General features: G+C 61.5%; 17 protein-coding genes and 1 pseudogene. 11 read left to right on the forward strand and 7 right to left on the reverse strand.

Annotated elements, in window-relative coordinates; translation table 11 throughout:
- Positions 1 to 213 precede the first annotated feature (213 nt).
- Positions 214 to 537 (reverse strand): hypothetical protein, encoded by a 324-nt coding sequence (locus ACQPZ2_RS30830; protein ID WP_433521673.1) that lies wholly within the window; start codon positions 535 to 537, stop codon positions 214 to 216.
- 79 nt (positions 538 to 616) lie between these two features.
- Between ACQPZ2_RS30830 and ACQPZ2_RS30835 the strand changes: the two genes are divergently transcribed.
- Positions 617 to 838: a DUF732 domain-containing protein gene (locus tag ACQPZ2_RS30835; protein ID WP_433521674.1), complete on the forward strand. Its 222-nt coding sequence runs from the start codon at positions 617 to 619 to the stop codon at positions 836 to 838.
- Between the two features lie 423 nt (positions 839 to 1261).
- On the opposite strand, the pseudogene ACQPZ2_RS30840 reads toward ACQPZ2_RS30835, so the two are convergent.
- From ACQPZ2_RS30840 to ACQPZ2_RS30850, 3 genes and pseudogenes are all read right to left on the reverse strand, one after another.
- Positions 1262 to 1788 (reverse strand): annotated as a pseudogene (locus tag ACQPZ2_RS30840) (IS5 family transposase); the annotation flags it as partial.
- Positions 1789 to 1985: 197 nt separating this feature from the next.
- Entirely contained in the window at positions 1986 to 2468 is a 483-nt protein-coding gene (locus ACQPZ2_RS30845; RefSeq protein WP_433521675.1) for a hypothetical protein, read from the reverse strand.
- Positions 2469 to 2790: 322 nt separating this feature from the next.
- A complete protein-coding gene (locus ACQPZ2_RS30850) occupies positions 2791 to 3471 on the reverse strand; it encodes a Crp/Fnr family transcriptional regulator (protein WP_433521676.1) in 681 nt (226 codons plus the stop codon).
- 677 nt (positions 3472 to 4148) lie between these two features.
- Between ACQPZ2_RS30850 and ACQPZ2_RS30855 the strand changes: the two genes are divergently transcribed.
- Both ACQPZ2_RS30855 and ACQPZ2_RS30860 read left to right on the forward strand, forming a co-directional pair.
- Positions 4149 to 4544 (forward strand): DUF732 domain-containing protein, encoded by a 396-nt coding sequence (locus ACQPZ2_RS30855; protein WP_433521677.1) that lies wholly within the window; start codon positions 4149 to 4151, stop codon positions 4542 to 4544.
- A 172-nt stretch (positions 4545 to 4716) separates the two neighbouring features.
- The gene (locus ACQPZ2_RS30860; protein WP_433521678.1) at positions 4717 to 5313 is read left to right on the forward strand and encodes a hypothetical protein; all 597 of its coding nucleotides are present in this window, start codon (positions 4717 to 4719) and stop codon (positions 5311 to 5313) included.
- Positions 5314 to 5400: 87 nt separating this feature from the next.
- Here the strand turns inward: ACQPZ2_RS30860 and ACQPZ2_RS30865 are convergent, their stop codons facing one another.
- Entirely contained in the window at positions 5401 to 5874 is a 474-nt protein-coding gene (locus tag ACQPZ2_RS30865) for a hypothetical protein (RefSeq protein WP_433521679.1), read from the reverse strand.
- 1753 nt (positions 5875 to 7627) lie between these two features.
- On the opposite strand from ACQPZ2_RS30865, the gene ACQPZ2_RS30870 reads away from it, so the two are divergent.
- Positions 7628 to 10972 (forward strand): hypothetical protein, encoded by a 3345-nt coding sequence (locus tag ACQPZ2_RS30870; RefSeq protein WP_433521680.1) that lies wholly within the window; start codon positions 7628 to 7630, stop codon positions 10970 to 10972.
- Positions 10973 to 11088: 116 nt separating this feature from the next.
- Here ACQPZ2_RS30870 and ACQPZ2_RS30875 read toward each other — a convergent pair whose 3' ends face one another.
- On the reverse strand, positions 11089 to 11409 hold the full coding sequence (locus tag ACQPZ2_RS30875; protein ID WP_433521681.1) for a hypothetical protein: 321 nt from the start codon (positions 11407 to 11409) through the stop codon (positions 11089 to 11091).
- 330 nt (positions 11410 to 11739) lie between these two features.
- On the opposite strand from ACQPZ2_RS30875, the gene ACQPZ2_RS30880 reads away from it, so the two are divergent.
- Genes ACQPZ2_RS30880 through ACQPZ2_RS30895 form a run of 4 tightly spaced genes read left to right on the forward strand, consistent with a single transcriptional unit; the run spans position 11740 to position 16190 of the window.
- Complete coding sequence (locus ACQPZ2_RS30880; RefSeq protein WP_433521682.1) at positions 11740 to 12030, forward strand: hypothetical protein; 291 nt, start codon at positions 11740 to 11742, stop codon at positions 12028 to 12030.
- Positions 12027 to 13025 carry a hypothetical protein gene (locus ACQPZ2_RS30885; RefSeq protein WP_433521683.1) on the forward strand — a complete coding sequence of 333 codons (999 nt, stop codon included), beginning with the start codon at positions 12027 to 12029 and terminating at the stop codon, positions 13023 to 13025. Before ACQPZ2_RS30880 ends, ACQPZ2_RS30885 begins: the two co-directional genes overlap by 4 nt.
- Positions 13022 to 14428, forward strand: a complete 1407-nt coding sequence (locus ACQPZ2_RS30890; RefSeq protein ID WP_433521684.1) for a hypothetical protein — start codon at positions 13022 to 13024, stop codon at positions 14426 to 14428. Before ACQPZ2_RS30885 ends, ACQPZ2_RS30890 begins: the two co-directional genes overlap by 4 nt.
- Positions 14421 to 16190, forward strand: coding sequence for an AAA family ATPase (locus tag ACQPZ2_RS30895; RefSeq protein ID WP_433521685.1), 1770 nt, complete (start codon positions 14421 to 14423; stop codon positions 16188 to 16190). Before ACQPZ2_RS30890 ends, ACQPZ2_RS30895 begins: the two co-directional genes overlap by 8 nt.
- Before the next feature lie 330 nt (positions 16191 to 16520).
- Here the strand turns inward: ACQPZ2_RS30895 and ACQPZ2_RS30900 are convergent, their stop codons facing one another.
- On the reverse strand, positions 16521 to 17006 hold the full coding sequence (locus ACQPZ2_RS30900) for a DUF4231 domain-containing protein (protein WP_433521686.1): 486 nt from the start codon (positions 17004 to 17006) through the stop codon (positions 16521 to 16523).
- Positions 17007 to 18065: 1059 nt separating this feature from the next.
- On the opposite strand from ACQPZ2_RS30900, the gene ACQPZ2_RS30905 reads away from it, so the two are divergent.
- From ACQPZ2_RS30905 to ACQPZ2_RS30915, 3 genes are all read left to right on the forward strand, one after another.
- Positions 18066 to 19070 carry a hypothetical protein gene (locus ACQPZ2_RS30905; RefSeq protein WP_433521687.1) on the forward strand — a complete coding sequence of 335 codons (1005 nt, stop codon included), beginning with the start codon at positions 18066 to 18068 and terminating at the stop codon, positions 19068 to 19070.
- Positions 19071 to 19092: 22 nt separating this feature from the next.
- Positions 19093 to 19557, forward strand: a complete 465-nt coding sequence (locus tag ACQPZ2_RS30910; RefSeq protein WP_433521688.1) for an NUDIX hydrolase — start codon at positions 19093 to 19095, stop codon at positions 19555 to 19557.
- Positions 19558 to 19844: 287 nt separating this feature from the next.
- Positions 19845 to 20000, forward strand: coding sequence for a hypothetical protein (locus tag ACQPZ2_RS30915; RefSeq protein ID WP_433521689.1), 156 nt, complete (start codon positions 19845 to 19847; stop codon positions 19998 to 20000).
- Positions 20001 to 20126 lie beyond the last annotated feature (126 nt).

The raw sequence follows: 20126 nt of genomic DNA on the forward strand, positions 1-20126 counted from the left end.
GGATAGCCGCCACTGCGCCGGCCATCTGGTGCACAACTCCTGCCACACATGCTGAACGCGCGCGATATGCGGCATTTCCGGCAGCACGGATATCCGAAATGATCTCGGCGCGTTGACCGTTGAGACGGCCTTGCGGCCGTTTCCGACCGCGCGCCCCGCGGCAAAGTAGTGCGTTTGCCAACGCATCCTCAACGCCCGCGCACTGACCTTCGCTCAACCGCACGTGCGGGAAAAGGTGCTGCCCGGCTTGATCTCGGCAAGGAGAAGAACAGTCACCAGGAGACCCCGCAGGCGTAACAGCTTCCCGTTGATCATCGATTGCCGTTCGTGGCATCGACTGTCGGTGCTCCTGGGGAAGGAGATCCTCTTGCGTATCAACCGATTTCTGACGGGCTGTGCCGCGATAACGGCCACGCTTCTCCTGCCAAGCTGCGGCACCAACGAGACCAGCTCGGCACCCCCCACAACCTCGAGGCCACCGGCCAGCACCCCCATCATCACCACCACAACAACAAACGTCGCGTGCACTGTGAACATCGACCCCAAGTACCTACCGGGTTCCAGCTATAGGCAAGAATTCCAGGACATGTGCAAGCTCGCGGAGTTTGATCGGCGAATGGCCACCGCAGGGGTCACATACTCAGTCGGCACCACATACGCCAGCAATAACGCCGAACTCTTACGATTCGAGAATGCGACCGCGATCTGCTACGCACTGAGGGATGGCGACTCCTACGCCAAGGTCTTGAAGAACGGAACGAGCACCAACCCGAAGACCTTCGTCGAGCTCACCGTTGAGACCTTCTGTCCCGACTGGGGCAGCGGAATCCCCAAATAGCTGTGACAATGACTCCGATCCACCCACGATAGGCACCCAGCTCGTCCGCGGTCCGTCCGCAACACCGCTACCTACACCGATCCGCGACCGAATCTGCCTCCCGGAGCAGCCACCCGCACATCGGCTTTACCGGATGTCGGTGTAGTGCCGGTGAAATCGGTCAGGCCGCCGAAACCGAGCGTGGCTCGTAGCATCGCTGCTCACGTAACAAAGCCCACAGGACATTTACCCGGCGCCGTGCCAGCGCGATCACGGCTTGGCGATGGGTCCTGCCTTCCAAGCGTTTTCGCTGATAGAACCGTTTCGACTCCTCGCTGGAGCGGATGCTGTACTCCGCTGACAGGTAGAACACCCGCAGCAGACCGCGGTGATATCGCTTGGGGCGATGCAGATTTCCACTGACCTTGCCCGAATCTCGTGGCACCCACGCCGCGACCGCACCGGCGGGATTGCCCGAACCAGCGGCCGCAACGCCTCGACATCGTTGGTATTCGCAGCCGAAATACCCACCGACAGAGGGATTCCCGCACGATCGGACAGCACGTGCAGCTTGGAGCCGGACTTGCCGCGGTCGACCGGGCTCGGCCCGGTCATGTCGCCCCCTATTTCGCTCGCACCGACGCCCCGTCGATCACCGCCCGCGACCAGTCGATCAAGCCTTGGCTACCCAGCTCATCGAGCACGCAGCGGTGTAGTCGCCGCCAGACACCAGCCCTGGTCCACACGCTGAACCGGCGATGCGCTGTCGGCACCGTCACCCCGAATGACGGTGGCAGCATCCGCCACGCACAACCGCTGGTCAGCACGTAAACGACGGCAGTGAACACTGCCCGCTGGTCGACCGGCGCAGTCCCGCCGCCCTGTGTCCGAGGGGTGAACCCGGGCAGCAAAGGCTCTACCAACTCCCACAACTCGTCGGGCACCAACCGGTTGGACAACTCATCGACCACGGCCGAACATCATGCGGCACAACGAATCCCGACACGCCGCAAACGAATCACATCGACGTGAGACACGGTCTAAGCGAAGAATTCGGAGGCAGCGGGTACCTCGGCGACGTAAAGTTCCGATCGCACAGAAGCAGAGGCGACAAGTGTCTTCGCGGCACGCCATATAGAAGGTCTCCACGCAACAGTGTGCATTACTGTTATCCCGGCATCTTCGACGCGCCGTCGGTGCTGTTTGAATGGCGCAGTCGGCGAACGAGCGCTTCCATGTCCGGGCGATCTTTGGGTCTACGCAGTATTTGCTTGTATGCAAGGACGTCAGTCAACCGAGCGAACGGCATTCCCTGGATCGTCTCGGACCGGTCGATCAGGACATCGGTATCCCAGTCTTCTGATATCCATCCCGAGGAGAACTGGATTAGCCCGCCCCAAAACAGCACCATGGGGGCACCATTGATGGTTCCGGTGTCCGGGATCCCGTGCCGGGACACACGATCCCAGACCGGGCCGCGCGCTACAACGTCCAGGTCGTGAACATATCGACGTAGTCCGTGCGCTAACAGTGGGCCGCTGCCGAAGATGACGAAGTCGCGACGGTCAAGGTCAAGGGTGGTAACAAGCTTGGTGAGACGGCGAATCAGCCGGTCTTCATTGAGGTCCACCGAGCGCACCGTCTCATGCATTGTCGGCCTCTACGGCATTCGTGGCCGAGGTTGTCTCGGGCGACCGGCGTGGAGGGAGAGAAGAAATACCTGCAGACGGGACGTGCTTCGCTGGCCGTGTGGCCGCTGTTCTATCTGCAGATCTCTTTTCTAGCCAACTGCATGCCACGATGATTCCAGGTCGTTGGTTCGGCCTGGAATCCTCTAGCGCTTTGGTGAGCCGATGCGTTTGGGATACTTGTTCGATTAATGTTCGCAAGACTGGTGCCAGCGCCCGCATGCTAGCAGCGACGCCGAAAATAGCGAGGATCAATTGCGTTGGCATCTACATTTCCTGATCCGGTCAGGAGACCGTCATGTTGCCATCGGCGATTTCGCGCAAGGTATCCAACTTGCGAATTGTAATCACTTGCCTGCCGGTGTCGATAATGGCCGAATTCTTGAGCAGCCGAATTACTTTCTTGACAGAGTCCAGCTTCTTTGCCCCAATCAGAGCTGCGAGGTCATGCTGACTCAGCCGCAAGATCACAGCCCCGTCATTGGCAGGCTCGCCGAGCCCGAAGTCCGTCAGCTCGATGATTCTCTTGGCGAGCTGCCGTTCGATGGCCAGCTCAGATTCTACGTTCTTCATAGTTGCCCGATCGGCCATGTCGTCTGTCATGGCCAGCAGAGCGTGCATGGCGCGAGGGTGATCGTAAAGAAACCGCAGCCACCTCGCCCCAGGTAGATAGAGAGCTTCTACATCGTCGAAGGCGACGATGCTCGCCATCCGCGGTTTCCCGCGGATCACCGCCATTTCGCCGACGATCTCCCCCGGGCCACGGACATCGATGATGCGCGGCGGTCTGCCACGCACGGCCTTGACGTGCCCTTTCTTGATCAGGAGGGCGAAATCGCCCTGCTCACCCTCCAGGAAGAACGGGTGGCCTGCGGAGCGGTGGATCGTATGCCCGATTCCTTCCAGTTCGGCCAGCTCCATGTCTGTAATGAGCGGCCGATACTGTTCTCGGAGTGCGTCCTCCATGCTCATGAGTGTAACACTACACTTATCTAAAGGCAGCAAGCCACTTGCAAGAGCTTCAAGCGGCAGCCTCACAGCATCCCGGCCGCCAATGCCCACTCCAGAAGTATTCGCGCCCGCGTCCCACACCGCGTGGGAGGACTGAGCCAAAACGAAGACCCTACGCTCGTGGGGCCTTCGTTGCGTGTACTCGTCTTCGTCCTCCTCCGGCTCCGGGACCGGGTCCTCGCCGATGAATTCGGTGTCGCACAGCGAGCAGTGGGTTCGGCCCCCGCCGGTCGGTCAACTCACGCGGTGCGTCGCTCTGGTCAGACCGGGTGCGTTCCCACCACAACCAGGCGCTTTCTGGTTGCCCATGTTATGTGTCCTGCCGAGTACCGATACCTGCGACTCTCTATGAAATCGTCACCGCCACAACCAAATTCATCAGCATGATCACACCCAATGTCGCCCCTTCTCGACTTCCTGCCCGCCGCCTCAAGAAACACTGGCAGGACTCCCCGAAGGCCAGCCATATTCGGGAAGTCGACATGGCGCACCTGCAGTGATCCCGACCTCCTCGGCGATCTGGGCCATCGACACATCCCCTGGTTTCGGATGTGCCCATATCGGCTGACCAACAGGCGACAGCGCGTACTCTTATCGACCGGATCAAAGGCAATGCACATCAGGGGGTTTCGATGCCCGCACGCTTGCTCGTCTCGTCGATGCTGACGGTTCTCGGGATCGGTGCTGCGCTCCTCGGCGGTTCCGTGGCGGCGGATGCCGCGCCCCGTCCGGACCCATGGGTCCAGGGGCAGATCGATCAACAGAGCGAGGATGTCCCGGGATTCCTGCGCTCCATCGAATTGTCGGGTGTGGACCGAGGTGGTATCTCCGATGCCGATCTCGTGATCAAAGGCCACCAGATCTGCGACCAGATCTACAGCGCACGTGGCGATCTCAGCAGCGCAGCGCTGCCCAACACCCGTACCGACGACTTCCACACGATGGAAGTCGTCGCCGGAGCCAGTATCAAGTACCTGTGCCCACCAGCCGCCGAATTCGCCGCGGGCCTCGCCGAGATGGCCCCATAGGCGTCACTTCTCCAGCGAGGGGAACAGTTGGTCGGCCCGCCGAGCTAACAAGGCGCGCTGATCAATGACACCAGATTCGGCCGATACCCATGGATCTCGGCCGCGCTGGAACTGCGATGGGCGTTGCCGTAGCTGCCACAGTCTGGCTGGTGCCGGTGGCAGTATTGAGCGAATGACCGACGAGCGCTCGGAGCGCAGTTTCCTACCGCTCACGGATGAGCACTTGAGCCGGCTCGCACGTTTCGCGCAGACCGATCACATGGAGTTTCGTCGGGCTCATCCCGAGTTTGCCGCCGATCTGCTGGCATGCTGCCTCGTTCAAGGTGGGGCGAGGCACTACGTGTGCGGTGACCGTGGCGTCAAAGACTTCGATGTCTACCTCTTCTACGGGCTCCCTCCCGGACGGAGTAGCGAGAAGTTCCCGTGGAATCGTTACACGCGTCGTCGCGACTTCGGCGTGAGCGAGTTAGGTCGTCAGCTCTACGGTGCGGCGGATTGGGCAGACCTACAGTTGGCCAAGAAAATTCCTGTTTGGGAGGAATTCAGTGGCCGACGGGTGGACCTTATGAGTCGGGCGATTGCCGCACACGAGGACGGCCCACGGTTCGCCGTCGAGGACTGGCTCGACAAAGGTGCTCGTCGCAGGAGCGGTTCGTCCTGGCACCTGAGCAGAGCCCCCGTGGTCAGCCTGTATCCGGACTTCGACGAAATCTGGTGGACAGGTACTGATCTCGACGAGGCCGGTATCGAGAAGGGCGTCTACAAGTAGCACCGGTGCCCAACGATTGCCGTCCCGCGCATACGATGACGACGTGTCTGATGAGGGCGTGTGCCTCTGGGATGAACCGCCGATGCCCTAGTCGCGGAGGTTGGCGAACGGGCGCTTGCCGCCGTGCATTGCTTTGAAGCTCTGGATCATCGACTGCTCCAGCGCGAGGGCGTCGGGTTCTTCGCGCCACCCGACCAGCAGTTCGGGACTATCAGCGAGCTGCCAGATGTATCGGCCGCCGGTATGGCCGACAGGTTCTCCTGTGCCGTGCCGTCGATACTCGTCCAGCCGCGTGCGCAACCTACGCTTGCCCCTCGCCCCGGCGTCGGCTTTGCCGATGTAAACAACCGGCTCATCGGGCACCCAATTCGCTTCCAGCACCGCCATCGACACCGATGGGTCCCTGCCCTTGAACCAACCCGCCGGACTGCTCGGCAGGAATACCGGCGCTGCGGTGACCAGCCGCGTGACTACATACACCCCCGGCCCTGCCGGAACGTCGCTCGCGGGCAGGGCGGCAAAGGGTACGAACCCCTGGAAGTCAGTCAGTGTGAAGGCCATGTCAGTCAGAATGCACGCCGACCGGGCTGCGCCGGAATATTCGGTGATCTTGCCGACGGATCTCCTGCATCCAGCGCACACGCCGTTCCACTACCCGGGGACCGCAAGTCGTCCCCGTTCTCATGTTCGACACGCCTCGCCCAGGACACCATCCAATTGGGGCCAATTGCCGTACTTCCGCAGGGCATCACAACCCCTCAGACGGGATACTGAATCCCACGATAACCAGGCGTTTTTCAGTTGCCTACGTTTTGCGTGCCCTGCTCAGAGCGCGAACCTACGACAGGACAAACTGCAAGTGGTCGACGCCCACCCGGATCGCAAAACTGCACCCTTCTCCGAGCGCACATGTCCGGCATGGTTGCTGACCAGCCGTCGCGGCTTGTCATCAAACCCGCCATTTAATGGCTGACGTCAACCAACGTCACCCGCGCACGCCAACGCTAGTAATTGAGTTCACAGCCAGAACTCGGCCGAATTGCAATGTATCCGCAGCTCAAAGGTTCACGGAACCAACGACACCCAACGCTGCCAACTCTTGACAACGACACCCATCGCACGCTAGTTCGATGCGAGTACATGGAGTTACCCATGTACTTGCGAAATCAGTTGTCGCCGTGGGCATCAGTCCGTGACGACCCGGACGTATTCCGACTCGACCATCACGGCGACTACGCATTCATCACCGCCCGCAGTACCCCTCCGCACAGGAAGCCCGGCAGAACGAGCAGATGGTTGCCAATGCGCGTCAGTGGTATTGGTCGTACCGGGCGAGACCCAGCAGAACAAGAGACACCACCCGTCACTACAGCTGGTAATCCGCTTCGATAACCAGCCGCCCACCCGAAACCCACAGGTCGTCCCCGTTCCCATGTTCGACATGCCCTGCCGAGGGCAGCAACCCGCGGCGCCGCCAGGGAACCGGCTGGACTGTCAGCGGCCAGTTTCAGTGGCCGCTGACACCGGACCGGGAGAGGTGTCGACGGCCCCTCCATTCACGTGCCGTCAAATTGTCTGCGGGCGACGACGAACCGCCATCAGCGCGACACCACATCCTCCTTCGATCCCTAGCGCCTCACGGCGCACCAGCGCCTCGTGGCGCTCTGAACCAGTCGACCATTAGGACAGGGCAAGCGCACGGCGGGTCCCCCTGTGGCGCAACCTCCCCGGAAGCGTTGAACCCATTCCGGGCGAATGAGTCTCCGACACTGGGGCTTTCGCGCCTGCCGATGACTTGCCGGTACCTGTTGTTACACATGTGCGCTGTCGGCCCGATCCGCGGCGCGGTGTCGGTGGTGGGTTCTATTCTGCAGGCATGTCGAATGAGGGGGATGTGGGGCCGGTGGTGCGGCGGTTGCCGGTGGACCGGCAGAATACTGGTCCGCTGACCGAGTCCTGGATCAGGTACGAGAAGCAAGCCGTGGCATTGATGCTCATCCGGGAGCTGGCCACCGACAGCGACCTGGAAGCGATCGCACCGCAACACTCCTCGGATGTGGTCTTGCTACACCGCACTCGACGGCCGACGCTGGTCTCGGTGAAACACCGGGAACCGCATCAACGCAGCGGTGACAGTGGTTGGGGCCCTTCAGAATTGAAGCCGGTGCTGACTGTGCTGCATCGGCAGTGGTCGCAGACCGAGGGATCGGCGGTGCCCGCATTCTGGTCGAACGCTGGATTTGTCCGCAAGACCCGGATACTGCACGCCAACGTGATCGACAAGACACCGCCCTCGACACCGACGTTGAGGTGGTTGGCCGGTGCCATCGGCGGGTCCGCCGCCGACGCCGCCGCATTCGCCGGTGAACTTGAGTTTCTCGTTGACCCGCTGCCGGGCCGGCTCGAGATCAATGCCAGCGGCGCGGCAGCCGCCGCGGAGTTTCTTGAGCGCCGCGGCCGACATGCCGCACGCTTGTTCGCGCGCGAATGCTTCGAGGCGTTGTGCGCACGAATCGTCGAGTTGAGCGAAGCCGTGCCCCCGCCACCATCAATAGACACTCGCGCGGAGTTGGTGAGCCGGTTACTTCCAGACCTCGACGCCGAAGATGCGGCAGCGCTGGCGAGACGGACCCTGCCTGTAGCAGAGGCCGAGGCGATCGTGCTTGGCGCCCACGATCGCCGCCTGGCTGCCCAGATGCCCGATATCGGATTCGGGTGGGAACCCGACGACCGGTTCGTTGGGCGCCACCAAGAGCTGGCGCAGCTAGGCAAGCTGCTCGAACCCGGTGGAGTGGCACCGGTGACACCTACGGTGCTGCGCGGCATGACAGGATGCGGGAAGACCAGCATCGCAACACAATTCGCGGCCCTCCACGCCGAGGTGCTGCGGCCGGTGTTCGTCAGTGCCGATAGCCGCGCTCAGGTGCTCGCAGCCCTACATCACCTCGGAGCTGCGGCTGGCGATCTATCCCTCGACAGCATCGCCGAGGCCCGCACCCCAGTAACCGCCTCGCTGCCCGCGACAACCGGAATGTTGCTGATTCTCGACGGTGTCACCGACGCGAACACAGTCAGGGGGTTGATCCCGCGGGCAGGTCTGTGCCGGGTATTGATCACGACCACGATCGCCAATCTCGACACCGGGTACCACGAGCTGGTGCTGTCGTCGTGGCAGCCAGCCGAAAGTCGATCCTTCCTCGCTGCACAGTTGCCGGACGAACCTCCCCAGCAACGTGATCGACTGCGCGAGCAGCTGCACGACCACCCTTTGGCGCTCAACCAGGCTGTAGACCATTGTCGTGTGCTGCGCCGTAACCTCACCGACTATCTCACCCGGTTGGCCGAGGCCCCGTCCCATATCTTGGCGTTGGGCCGGGCCAGCGGCCACCCCGTCTCGATCATCGAATCGATCTGCATGAACATCGAGGCCGTGCACGCCAGCGCTCCTGAATCTCTGACGCTGCTCAATATTCTGGCTTTTCTGGGACCGGCTCCGGTCCACGAGTCGATCTTCGACGCTCCGATCCGTACTGCCGCAGTCACCGCGCCCGATCCGGTTGCCGAGGTGGCCGCGGCTCGCTGGAGAAGGAGGTGGCGGCGGAGGGCAGCAGCCGCTGACGCAGAGCAGACACTGATTCCGCGAGGGCGCCAGATAGGCACGATGCTGCGCGACAAGGATTTCCGCGATCGTGCTGCCGAGAACCTGGCGCGCATGTCCCTGCTCACCGTCAGCGCGGGCCAGCTGGTGGTACATCCACTAATTGCGCTGGTGGCTCGCGATCGAATTGCTGAACCGCAGCCGTGGCTCGAGGCCGGATTGGGACTATTTCTGTGGCAGCAATCAGTAGCCTTGACCGACCCAATACCGGCGATCGACGACAACCTAAGCGCGGCGACCTTTATCACCGCTGCAGCCTTCGAACTGGGTTTCGACGGCCCCGTCCCGGTGATCCTAGCCGCGATGCTGTGTGTACGGCTGGCGCCACTGCAGCCACACGGGCCCACCACACCAGCGATCGATCTGGGCGAGCACGCGAGGTTGGTGCCACTGGGACCGAAGCGGCCCGCCGCGCCACAGGGCTGGTCTGCGATCGAGTTCGGCGAGCACGCGAGTAGGGCGGCACTCGCGCATGCGCGCATCATCGCCTCTTCGTTTTGGACTCTGCTCGCCGCGCACACCCAGTTTCCCCTTGCTGTGGCGTACTCACTGGCCGGGCGGGTCGATAATGCTCTCGATGCAATCGGCAGGAGCCTGTCGTGGGGGCGCGAGCTGGCACACCCAACGCTGATCATCGAGGCGATCGCCGCCACCCACGCACTCGTCAGCGCGCAGCGCCACCACGACCGCGCCGACGTAGTGCTGTCCCGACTGGACACACTCGCGACTACCGACATTGACACCGGATTCGCCGTCCTGATGTCCGTGACACACGCGAATCTTCTCCACACGCTGTCGCGCCTCGACGAAGCCGACGCCTGTTGTGAGCGGGCACTCAAGCTCGCCCGCAACTACAGTGAGGAGAACGGTGCGCCGATCGAACCGGAGTTGGTGATCGAGGCCCATATCACCGCTTGCGCGCTGGCCCGCGACCGCGGTGACTCAGTGTCGTCGCTGGCCTCCGCGATGACCGTGATCGAACTGTACCGCCGACCCGACATCGCCCCCCGCATCGCGCCGATTACCATCGCTCTCGCTCTGCTCGCGGGCGCCGAAGCTGCCATCACCGCCGACGAACTCGCATTAGCGCGCACACTGATCGAGGAGGCATCGACCCGAGCGCGCGAACAAAAATTCGACACCATCGCGATGATGCAGTCCGCTGCATCGACCGCAGCAGGACGGCTCGCGCATGCCGAAGAACACCTCGACCAGGCGCGAGCCGATTTCGAAGAGGCAATTGCCACCCTGGAAACGATGCCATCGCCTCCGCCGCCGCAGATCGTGGCACCACTGCACCAGTTGGCACGTGTGCTGCACGAACAGGGTGAGCGTTGGGAGGCAATCACCTGCCTCGACCGCGCCTACGCTCTCGCCTACATGCGCTATGGACCCACTCACCCCGAGACACAGCGGGTGCGCACCCTTCGCAATAGCGTGACCCACACTGAAGACGCGTCGGTCAACACGGTCGCCCTGCTGTCAATGTATGGGTTACACCCTGGAGGTGATGGTGCGAATCTTGTCGACGGTGACAGGACCCTGATCGACCCCACGCATGTGCTACGCAACATCCGCACCGCAATGGTGCAACTGATCGAAGAGCCGCAACTCCCGTTCCGCATCGCCGACTTCATTTCCGAGGCTGAACTAGCGGGGCTGTTCTATGATTTCCACCTCGGCGGTATGGTGATCTCCTCGACGCTCAGGTCGGTGCGCGATCTGCTCGCCGCACAGTATGGGACCGACCGGGTGTCGCGCCCGCTGGAATCAGTGTTCGATCTCGCCGCTGTCAGCGGGCATGAGGTCACCAACGGCCGCCTTGCACACGATCTGGCCGTGACGCTTCTCAACACGACCCTCGTCGATGGTGTGGTGCCCGAAGCGAACTCCCCGCTGTGGGACGAACACGATGATGATCCCGACGTATTGATCGCTACGTGGATGGTCGTCTTTTTCACCTATGGTTGGCTCAACGCTGCCCTGCACGCCGAGCACTGATGTGATGCACAACCTCCTGGACACCAGTAGCGTCCATAAATTCGTCCACGATGGAAGAGTGGTCAAACCAGTTTCCTCTTCAGAGGCAACCGATCTGGCCGAACTCGTCCGGCTGCTCAACCGGTCGACAGTTGAGCGAGGCCAGGAATGCGACTACTCCCGGCATGTGTCGGCTGGTCACGCGTCGGTACCTTGTTGATTGACGCTGACGTAGACGTCACCGCGTTGACGTTGACTTTCTGCGCGTCGCGGAAAGTCTCGGCCTTGCCGTGATTGCCGACGCGGGTGAAGTCGTAGCCTGCGGCGGACAGCCCGGCCAACGACAGCAACTCACGGGCGAGGTAGTGACGGTCTTCGACAATGAAAAGGCGTCCGTCGATGGTGATCTGGATCTGCTCGGCGTGCGCGGATGAGGTGGGGCTGGTCTTGCTTGTCACTGTGTGGCTCCGTTCCGGAAGACGAGTTGTAGATTGCTCGCTCTTCTGCTGTCGCCTGGGATGAGACGTGGCATCGATCCGATCTGTCCGGAATTGGACTCCCGACCAGTCTCGATATTGATGGCCCGAGGGAGATCGGGAAAATTCTGGCCGGTAACGGACAAGTGGCTGAGGTGCGACGTCCCTGAGGACAGAAGGGCCGATGAGGCCGCGCTCGCATGAGAAGAGACGAGGGACATGCCCGACCGCGGTGATCGGTCACACGCCTGGCTAGCTCCAAAGGGTGCCGACGGCGTGCCCTTCCTTCCAGCGATCGGCGAGCTATACAGGGTGAACACGACGATCTACTGGAGCAACGACCCGGCCGCGGCGCGCCCAGTCGTCGTGCTCTGCGTCCCCCCGGCGGAGACGCCACACGGTGTGATTCAATTCGTCACCCGAACCTCGAAATCCGTACAGGGCATCCAGCATCCCGCCGATACCTCGCTACAGCTCGACCGCAAAGGCGTCTTTTCGCACCTGGCGTCTGCCGAGCAGCACCTATGGGCGCCACAGAATGTCGAGCTGCTGGGTGTCCTAAAGGATCCATACCTGACTCGTGTGCTGGAGCGATTCTCATGAGCCCGCGCGAAGAACTCCTTAGTACCGGTCGTCTCGGCCCCGCCGGCGCCCAGCTGCTGTACACCACGGTCAAGTCGGTCGCCCTATCCCGGAACTTTCCGCCACCGCCCGGATCATCGACATGGGATCAGACGGCGGTGACCGAGACGGCTCACGACTTCGTCGAAGGTGACCGCGGAGCGAAACGTCTGCTGGAACTCTCGCTCCGATCGATGGATGACCCCTCGTTCGCCCGACTGCTCGAGGCCGCCGTCGTGAACTTCTTCCGGGATATCGCCCGGCGAACTGACCTCGGCAAACTCATCATCCGGGTAAAAGAACTTCTCCGCGACGAGCGGGACTTCGAGGCGGTACCAGGTTCAGCCGACCGGTGGACATTGCCCGGAGGGCCAGTCGGTGCCAGTACTGTGCCGATCAGCGACATAGAATCGGCGATCACCGCGGTCACCGTCGTCGTGCCGAAGTGGTCGAGCGAGCGGCGTGACGCCCCCGTGGCAGATCGTCCCTCGATGGTCCGACTCATCCTCGCCGTGCTCGCAGCGGCGGACGGCAGTCTCACCGCCACCGAGATCGCCCACGTCTTGACCGCACGACTCGACCATCGACGAACGCCACTCACGATTTCCCTGGACGTTCGTGAACAGGTCTCCGAACCCGCTCACACGGGAAGCGATCCCGCGACCCAAACGATCGCCGACCTGCATGCTGCCGAGATCTTCCAGACACTCGGCGATCGCGAGCGCATCATCGTCACCAAACTAGATGTGAGCGTGCGTGATCTCGGACAAATGATCGACACCGGCAAGACACAGGCAGGACTTCTCCGACAACGCCTCATCGACCGGCTCCGCGGCGAGCTCGCCGACGACGATCAGCCCGATCGCACCGCCAGCGCGCTGTGCAAACTTTGCGAAGATTGGGTCGCGGACCGGACAAAACTGACCGATGCCACGTCTTACAGTCGTGCGCTCAAAGAAAGGGGTGACCACGCATGAGGGAAAATGTCCACCCCCTGTCCACCGAACTACTGGCAGCCCTACGAGACCCCGGTCACGCAGCGACATCGACATACGAACACGTCGAGCATTGCGTAGCCTGCCGCATCCGGATGTTACGCATACAGCACGACGTTGGAGCGGTTTCTCCCGGTCAAGACAGCATTCAACGAATCATCGACGCCTCCAGCCGTCTGCCGGACACAGTCACTGACCTGATCTCGCGTGACAACAACACAGAGCCCCAAGCAAACGAGCTCTGGCGTGTCGGTCGAACCGAAGCACTCCTGGTTTGGGTACGGAAAGTCTTCGACGACGGAATCGCCGATGTCGTCCCCGTTGTACTCGACACCGAGCTTGCAGACCTGCACACTCTCATCATCGGCGCCCCAGCGACCCCACTGTCGGTGGAACTGGCCGTAATGGTGCCATTGCGGACCCACATTCCCACGCGACTGTTCCTCAACAAGATCGCCGCCGTCGACATCGGCACGGATGTCGACGAGGTCATGGCTGCCATGCGTGAGGGACGTAACCCAAGTGGTGTCCAGGTCGGGTCACCGGTCGATGACGAGAACGACCAACGCATCGAGTACCGGCAAGCGATGCGAGACCTTTTGGCCGAACTCGCACCTGGTGCCGCTGAGGGGGCACAGGAGGAACCTGAGGGTGAGGGACGTCCGCTACCTGCGGTGAATGAGGGTTCGAGCGATGACCCTCCCGACGATCTGCAGAACGTGCAGGCTGAACTCAATTCCCGATTGAGTGGCGTCCGATGCGTCTCGGTGTCGCCCACCGTCTTGCACGTCAATGATTCAGTGCGGATCAAGAGGGTACTCAAAATTTTCTATCTCGACACAACTGTTTTGTTGCTCATCCTTTTACCTGAGAGTGTTGTTGAATTTCCTAATTACGGCGATCTCGCCGAGGCATGTCGAACGATCACGCTCATCGATACTGATGTAGACGCGGTGACTGTCACTCTGACCGATCGTGACACATCGACGCTTTTGTTCACGTCGGCTGACATGCGCAGCGCGGTCGGAATCCCCGACGGAAATCAAGTCGGACCGTCACCGACATTGGTAGGTCTAGGACTCATCGACACACTTTGCAAGCACCTCGACAGCTCTGTAGCAGCCTGGGAGCTTACAGATCAAGAAGCCGACAATTTCCGAATTCATACCAATCTCACGGCAATTGCATCCAGGCATGCGGCGCACGCGGCAGCCCGGATTGGCACCGAGGGTAATCGAGCGCGTCAGCAGGCGAAGAAATCAGCATGGCTATCTCTTGATAAATCCTTCGACGAACAAGCTACCGGATTCGTGACATCAATTATCGGGGACGGCGACGTCGAGGCGGCATTGGCACGCCTCGGTTTGGAGGGCAACGATGATTAAAAGTCTCGTGCTGAAGAACTGGCGAAGCTACGCTGACGCCGCATTCGAATTCGAGCCCGGAACGACCTTCGTCGTGGCGTCGAACGGTGTCGGAAAAACCTCCCTCGTCGAAGCGGCTCGATGGGCGCTTTTCGGAATATCCACTGCAGGCGACCATACAGCCGTTCGCGTCGGCGAAAGCAATGCAATGGCCACGGTCGAGCTGCAGCTACCCGACCGCACGATCCTTACCGTCGAGAGAAGACTGTCGAGCAAACCCCGTGCCGCGCTGTCCGTGCCGATCGTGCGCCTGAATGGTGAAACGCTGGCCCCCGAGGATCTGCCGCAGCTCCTGCACAGCTTCTACCGCACCGACCCGGCCTTTCTGGCCGGCTTGACCATGCCATCCAGGAAACAGAATCATGCCAAACCCCTCGATGGCGACCTCGAGGCGCACCTGGGGCGCTACTACGGTATAGACACGCTACGCAGTGCCCTAGCGCGCCTAGAGAAAGACCAGAAGACCACCGCGGCCCGAATAAAGGGCATCAAGCTTGCGCACTCCAGCACGGCAGAACGGCTACTCGAGCTGGAATCTGCGGTCGAGCAAGCTGAGCAACGCATCACCGCGTGCACCGATCGACACCATGTACTTCAAGCAAGGTTGGAGATTGCTCGGTCGAAACACCACTTCGATACGGAAATGCGGTTGTGGCAAGACCGCAAAACGTCCTGGAACGCGGCGGTCGAGAAACTAATCGGTGCCATCTCTAATGATTTGGGGCAGAGCTTCTCGGTCGAGAACATCGCGCAAGAATTAGAAGACGAGCTGGCCCGTCTCAGCGAGCGAATAGGGCAGGTCCAAGTAGATATCGCTGTGTGTACAGAAAAGGAAAGGGCATTAACTCTCAACCAGCAACGGCTGGACTCGGCACACGATGACTGCCCCGTGTGTCGTCGACCGCTCGACAGCGCGACCGTCGATGCAGCGCACAAGTCCAACCAGCATGACCGCGAGGACCTCGCGCGCCGACTCGGCCCCCTGCGGTCGACAAAAGCCGAATTCATGGCCCGTCATGATCGGCTCCGTGCTATCAAGGACGCGCTCGCCCGGATCCCGCCCCCGGGCGCACCTCCTCAGCCGCCACAACTACCAGAAGAGTCGTCAACCCTCGATGAGCTCACCACGGTTGCCGAGGATGGACTTGTCGCGCTGGTGGATGCCCGCACAGACCACCAACAGGCCACAAGTCGGCTCGACGAGGCACGCACCGCTGATCTCGCAATGCGAGAACTAGAATCACTGTTCACCCGTGAAGCCAAGATCAAGATCTTGGCCGAAACAACCGAGGCGACGCTCAGCGAACTACTCGATGACACGATCCGTCCACTCGCCGCGGAGATAAACCAACGCTGGAAGAGGCTGTTTCCCGATAGAGGTGATCTCGATACTTACTCGAATGGAAACCTCACCCGCACCGTCAACGGTCATGCGCTTCCGTTCGACGCCTTCAGCACCGGCGAAGGCATGACCGCGACGATCCTGATGCGTCTGCTCGTTGCCGAACTGGTCACGACAACCAACTTCTGTTGGTTCGACGAGCCTCTCGAACACCTCGACCCCGACGTGCGACGCAAGGTAGCCAGCATACTGTCACGAGTTACCAACGGCGAGGGACCAATCAAGCAAGTCGTCGTCACTACCTACGAAGAACGCCTTGCTCGACATCTGATCGCCCGCGACGAACACCACGTCCGACTCGTCGATGTTCGTCGCAAATAAGGTGAGTGGAGATGAATACAGTTCCCTGTCCAATCCGCTGCTGTCGAGCGCAATAGGGCTCGCCGTATCTCCTTGCACTGCAGTGCCGCCGACAGCAGCGGGATGACCAACGAGCTGGTCACTGAGCTGATCGCTGCGAGACAAAACGACCGCAACCACACCGTTTGCACGCGGTCGTCCAACACGACAGGGGTCGAGACCGTGCGCCCTGGACTTGGTTTGGTCTGAAATCCACGCGCCCCGCGGCATGAGGGGACGACAGGTGACCTACCTTGATCCGATTTAAGACCGCCTGTCAGGAGGACCGCGCTGTCCCCTGCCTGTCAGCGGTCAAGTAATTCCCCCAGGTGAGGGCGTTGTGCCCTGCCCTTCCTCCTTCAGTAGTTCCTCCGGCAAGCGGACCGTGCCGAAGAACACGTCTTGCTCATGCTCAAGGGCCCTACCTATCTCACCGATCGCTTCTCGTGTGGCCGCCAAAGCTGCTTCTTCTTCCTCGGTATCCGAGGACCGCCGCACCGACAAGGTCAGCAAAGCGAGCTCCCACCGTCGAATGATCAGCAGCAGTACAAGCTCCTGGCTTTTGTACAGTCGCCAGTTGTCGTTCCAGCCGAAGAATCCGTGAACAGCAGCGGCAAGCGCTATGAGCACACTGATGCCGGTGAGGACGGCCGTATTGGTATTGACGTCAGCCGTGGTCGTCCACTCGGGTAGGGTCACGACCACGAAGGGAAACGCGATGCTTAGAACGATCTCGACCAGACCGAAGCCTCGAAACCACCACATGTGAGATCTGCCGAAGCGCCTGTACCGCTTCATCTGTGATCGCGTAGCCCGCTCCATTAGCTCCGTGTACGCCGGGTACCGGTGGGTGAGTATCGGGGACCACATGACGCGCGGATGACGTCTGAACCACCGCGACCTGCGGCGACGCTCCTGCTCAGCCCTGGGGTCGTCTCGCGTTGCTGGCTCGGTGTGTTGGGTCATATGTGGCCTCCGATGACGACTCGATTGCGGCGGCAGACGTCGGCATGCTGACGGTCCGACTATCGATCGGCACGTGGCCTTCTATTGTTTCGGCGAACAGGTGATCGAACTTGTCGGCACTGCTCTGCTGCAGTTGATCTCGTCGTGGCCAACCCGCGCCCCACCTATGGAGGCGAGGATCTGTGAACCCCGCATCCGCACATCGGCATACCGCGCGTTCGGGTTGGTCACGCAGGTCCGATACCGCAGCGACCATGAACATCGCGACCCCGCCCGCTATATCGTGACAGCGATCGACAACAACGCCGATGCCCGGAACTTCGTTCTGTGACACCATGGCTACACGGGTGAATCTTGGCGGGGTTTCCGGACGAACATCGGCGGACCAGCGAGATCGGACATGGTCGATGCTGACGGATTCTGGCGGAGTCTCGGCCGTGCGCGCCAGGCTCCGGATAGCGTAGCCGACGGTGGGTGGTGCCGATCTCCTTGCCGTGCAGGGTGATCCAGGCACTGCGGATGTGCGATCCGTCGACGCGGACGCGGCGACGGTGGACATTCAGCCGACTGGCACCACGCTGGAATTAGCTCGTACATCGCGGCCGAAACCCGCAAGGGCCCGGCCAGAATTCATTCGGAAGCCCCGCCAAGATTCATCAGGAAAGCCAGACACCACTATCTGCGTATCTAGCCTCCGGCACGGCCAACTATCGACTCTCGGGCTGCGCGACATTCACAACACGCTCACCCAACCCAACAGCCATGGGCCGCATGAGCATGATGCCGACCACGCTAGGTACACCGTGTCTGGTGCCACCGCCGCTGCGCTGAACCTTCTCACCCCAGCCCATTCGGTGTCTGACCGCCTGATGCCGCTGAATCCCTGACCGGATGAACGGACGCAACCCCGTTCCCGGGATGGGCGCGTACACAACGACAGCACCGTGCGCGGAGGTGGGACTCATCGCTGGTGAGACCTGCCAATTCGGCTACCTCAACGTCGGCAAGTTCGTCTCGACCGACAGCGCCGACCGGCCGGTGATTGACTTCGCGAAGCTCGAACAGGTCACCGCCCTGATGACCCGCGCGCTGGACAACTGCCTGGCGGTCAGCGAAGCGAACCTGAACGAGCTTCGGGCACAGTATGTCTCGCACCAGAAGCGCAAGATCGGAATCGGGCTGTGTGGCGTCGCCGACGCGCTGAGCATCGTCGGTCTGCCGTACGATTCCGACGCGGCCCGCGAATTGATGACAGATATCCTGTCGTTCGTCAACTTCGCCTCCAAGCAGGCGTCGGTCCGCCTGGCCGAGACCCGCGGGCCATGCGGCGCGATGCGCACAATGGTCGTTGGCAACCGCCATCACGGCCAGCCTGGGCACATCGAGAACCTGTATGGGCATCTGACCTCCGGCACGGTGGCGGCCGACGACTGGCGCTGCCTATCGCGGCACATTGCCGCGACCGGCATGCTCCGCAACGTCTCGACCATCGCGTTACCACCGACCGGCCGGAGCGCCCTGGTCATCGACGCCTCCACCGGGGTGGAGCCGCACTTCGATACCTTCGCCGCCAACGATGCTGTCCTGGATCAACTGGAGAAAATCGTGTGGGCGAAGTACGGCGAGTCGATCTATGGCGACTACGCGGTACAGTCGGCGCCTGTCAGGGAGCTCCTCGCCTCAGCGCAGGGCATCGGCCCAGACGGCCACGTAGCCATGGCCGCCGCGCTGCAGCGCTACACCGATGAGGCCATCGCGAAGACGATCAACCTCCCGGCCGGATCCACGGCCGAGGATGTCAAAGATGCCTATCTCGCTGGCTACGAGGCAAACTTGAGCGGGATCACGGTATACGTGGACGGCAGCCGCACTACGCAGCCCAAACAGCTACGGTAAGAAAGGAATTGGACATCCCCGCATGAGCGACACCACTCACTCCCAATACTGTCAGAAGCTCGTCGTCATCGACCCCGCAACCGACAGCGTCCTGCTGGCCCGCCGCAAGGGAGAAGCCGACTACGACGGCGTCTACTCGCTCATCGGCGGGAAGATGGAAACCACCGACGGCTCCATCCTGGATGCGATCCGTCGCGAGAAGGAAGAGGAGATCGGCAAGGCCGCCATCATCGCGATCGCCGAAGACCTCTCGTACAACGTCCTCTTCAAGAAGAAGGACGGCAACAGTACGATCCTGCCGCACTTCTACGCCGAGTACGACGGCGGCGACATCGAACTGAATGAGGAGTACTCGAACTACGCCTGGGTGCCTGTAGGCGAACTGGATTCATTCGAACCGAAGATCGACACCATACCGACTGCTGTCCGGTGGGCGACGCAGATCGGCGAATTGGTGAAGAAGGGGCAGAAGCTCACGAGGCTGTAGCTGTCTATACATCATTGAACTGCTTCACACCGTGCCAGCACATCCGCGTACACAGTCCGGATCGGCCACGGTCGGACTTCCGACCCAATGCCCCTTACACCTGCCGTTTTCGCGTTGTAGTGCCTTGCCTGGCCCACATCGACCGACCGCCGAAATGCCGCCAGCGGGCCAACTGTCCGCCGAAAACGGCTACCTGCCCGGCGGTCCACCTAATGGCGAAGGCCGCCAATGCGCTGCGATCGTCTTGCCCTCTGTTGCCGTTCCAGCCCCGGTGGTCTCATAGAGTGATGATCTTCGAGGTCACCGCATGCGACGAAGTGCCGACCTATTGGGGAGCGGAATATCCGCCCAATCCTGATGTCGGTCACCTCTACGTCATGCTGTTTGACTCCGGAGGGACGGCCCGGCCCGCCGCCGGGGTGCCCTTGATTCTGCATCGCTGAATTGGACAGTAGTCGCATCGTGCGCACAGCACTGCCCGTCAGCTGTCGCCCGGTTGCCCCACGAACAGCACTTGATCCACGCCATTGAGCACGCAGCAATCGCGGGCGAATCCGCTTTTGGTGGCG

Origin of the sequence: Nocardia pseudovaccinii, from assembly GCF_050942345.1 — a bacterium.
GTDB classification, from domain to species: Bacteria; Actinomycetota; Actinomycetes; order Mycobacteriales; family Mycobacteriaceae; genus Nocardia; species Nocardia pseudovaccinii.

What these genes read in the sequence shown, in the direction of transcription:
- ACQPZ2_RS30830 (WP_433521673.1), bottom strand. Translation starts at nt 537, where the DNA reads ATGTTCACAGTGCACGCGACGTTTGTTGTTGTGGTGGTGATGATGGGG.
- ACQPZ2_RS30835 (WP_433521674.1), top strand. Translation starts at nt 617, where the DNA reads ATGGCCACCGCAGGGGTCACATACTCAGTCGGCACCACATACGCCAGC.
- ACQPZ2_RS30845 (WP_433521675.1), bottom strand. Translation starts at nt 2,468, where the DNA reads ATGCATGAGACGGTGCGCTCGGTGGACCTCAATGAAGACCGGCTGATT.
- ACQPZ2_RS30850 (WP_433521676.1), bottom strand. Translation starts at nt 3,471, where the DNA reads ATGGAGGACGCACTCCGAGAACAGTATCGGCCGCTCATTACAGACATG.
- ACQPZ2_RS30855 (WP_433521677.1), top strand. Translation starts at nt 4,149, where the DNA reads ATGCCCGCACGCTTGCTCGTCTCGTCGATGCTGACGGTTCTCGGGATC.
- ACQPZ2_RS30860 (WP_433521678.1), top strand. Translation starts at nt 4,717, where the DNA reads ATGACCGACGAGCGCTCGGAGCGCAGTTTCCTACCGCTCACGGATGAG.
- ACQPZ2_RS30865 (WP_433521679.1), bottom strand. Translation starts at nt 5,874, where the DNA reads ATGGCCTTCACACTGACTGACTTCCAGGGGTTCGTACCCTTTGCCGCC.
- ACQPZ2_RS30885 (WP_433521683.1), top strand. Translation starts at nt 12,027, where the DNA reads ATGAGCCCGCGCGAAGAACTCCTTAGTACCGGTCGTCTCGGCCCCGCC.
- ACQPZ2_RS30890 (WP_433521684.1), top strand. Translation starts at nt 13,022, where the DNA reads ATGAGGGAAAATGTCCACCCCCTGTCCACCGAACTACTGGCAGCCCTA.
- ACQPZ2_RS30895 (WP_433521685.1), top strand. Translation starts at nt 14,421, where the DNA reads ATGATTAAAAGTCTCGTGCTGAAGAACTGGCGAAGCTACGCTGACGCC.
- ACQPZ2_RS30900 (WP_433521686.1), bottom strand. Translation starts at nt 17,006, where the DNA reads ATGAAGCGGTACAGGCGCTTCGGCAGATCTCACATGTGGTGGTTTCGA.
- ACQPZ2_RS30905 (WP_433521687.1), top strand. Translation starts at nt 18,066, where the DNA reads ATGAACGGACGCAACCCCGTTCCCGGGATGGGCGCGTACACAACGACA.
- ACQPZ2_RS30910 (WP_433521688.1), top strand. Translation starts at nt 19,093, where the DNA reads ATGAGCGACACCACTCACTCCCAATACTGTCAGAAGCTCGTCGTCATC.
- ACQPZ2_RS30915 (WP_433521689.1), top strand. Translation starts at nt 19,845, where the DNA reads ATGATCTTCGAGGTCACCGCATGCGACGAAGTGCCGACCTATTGGGGA.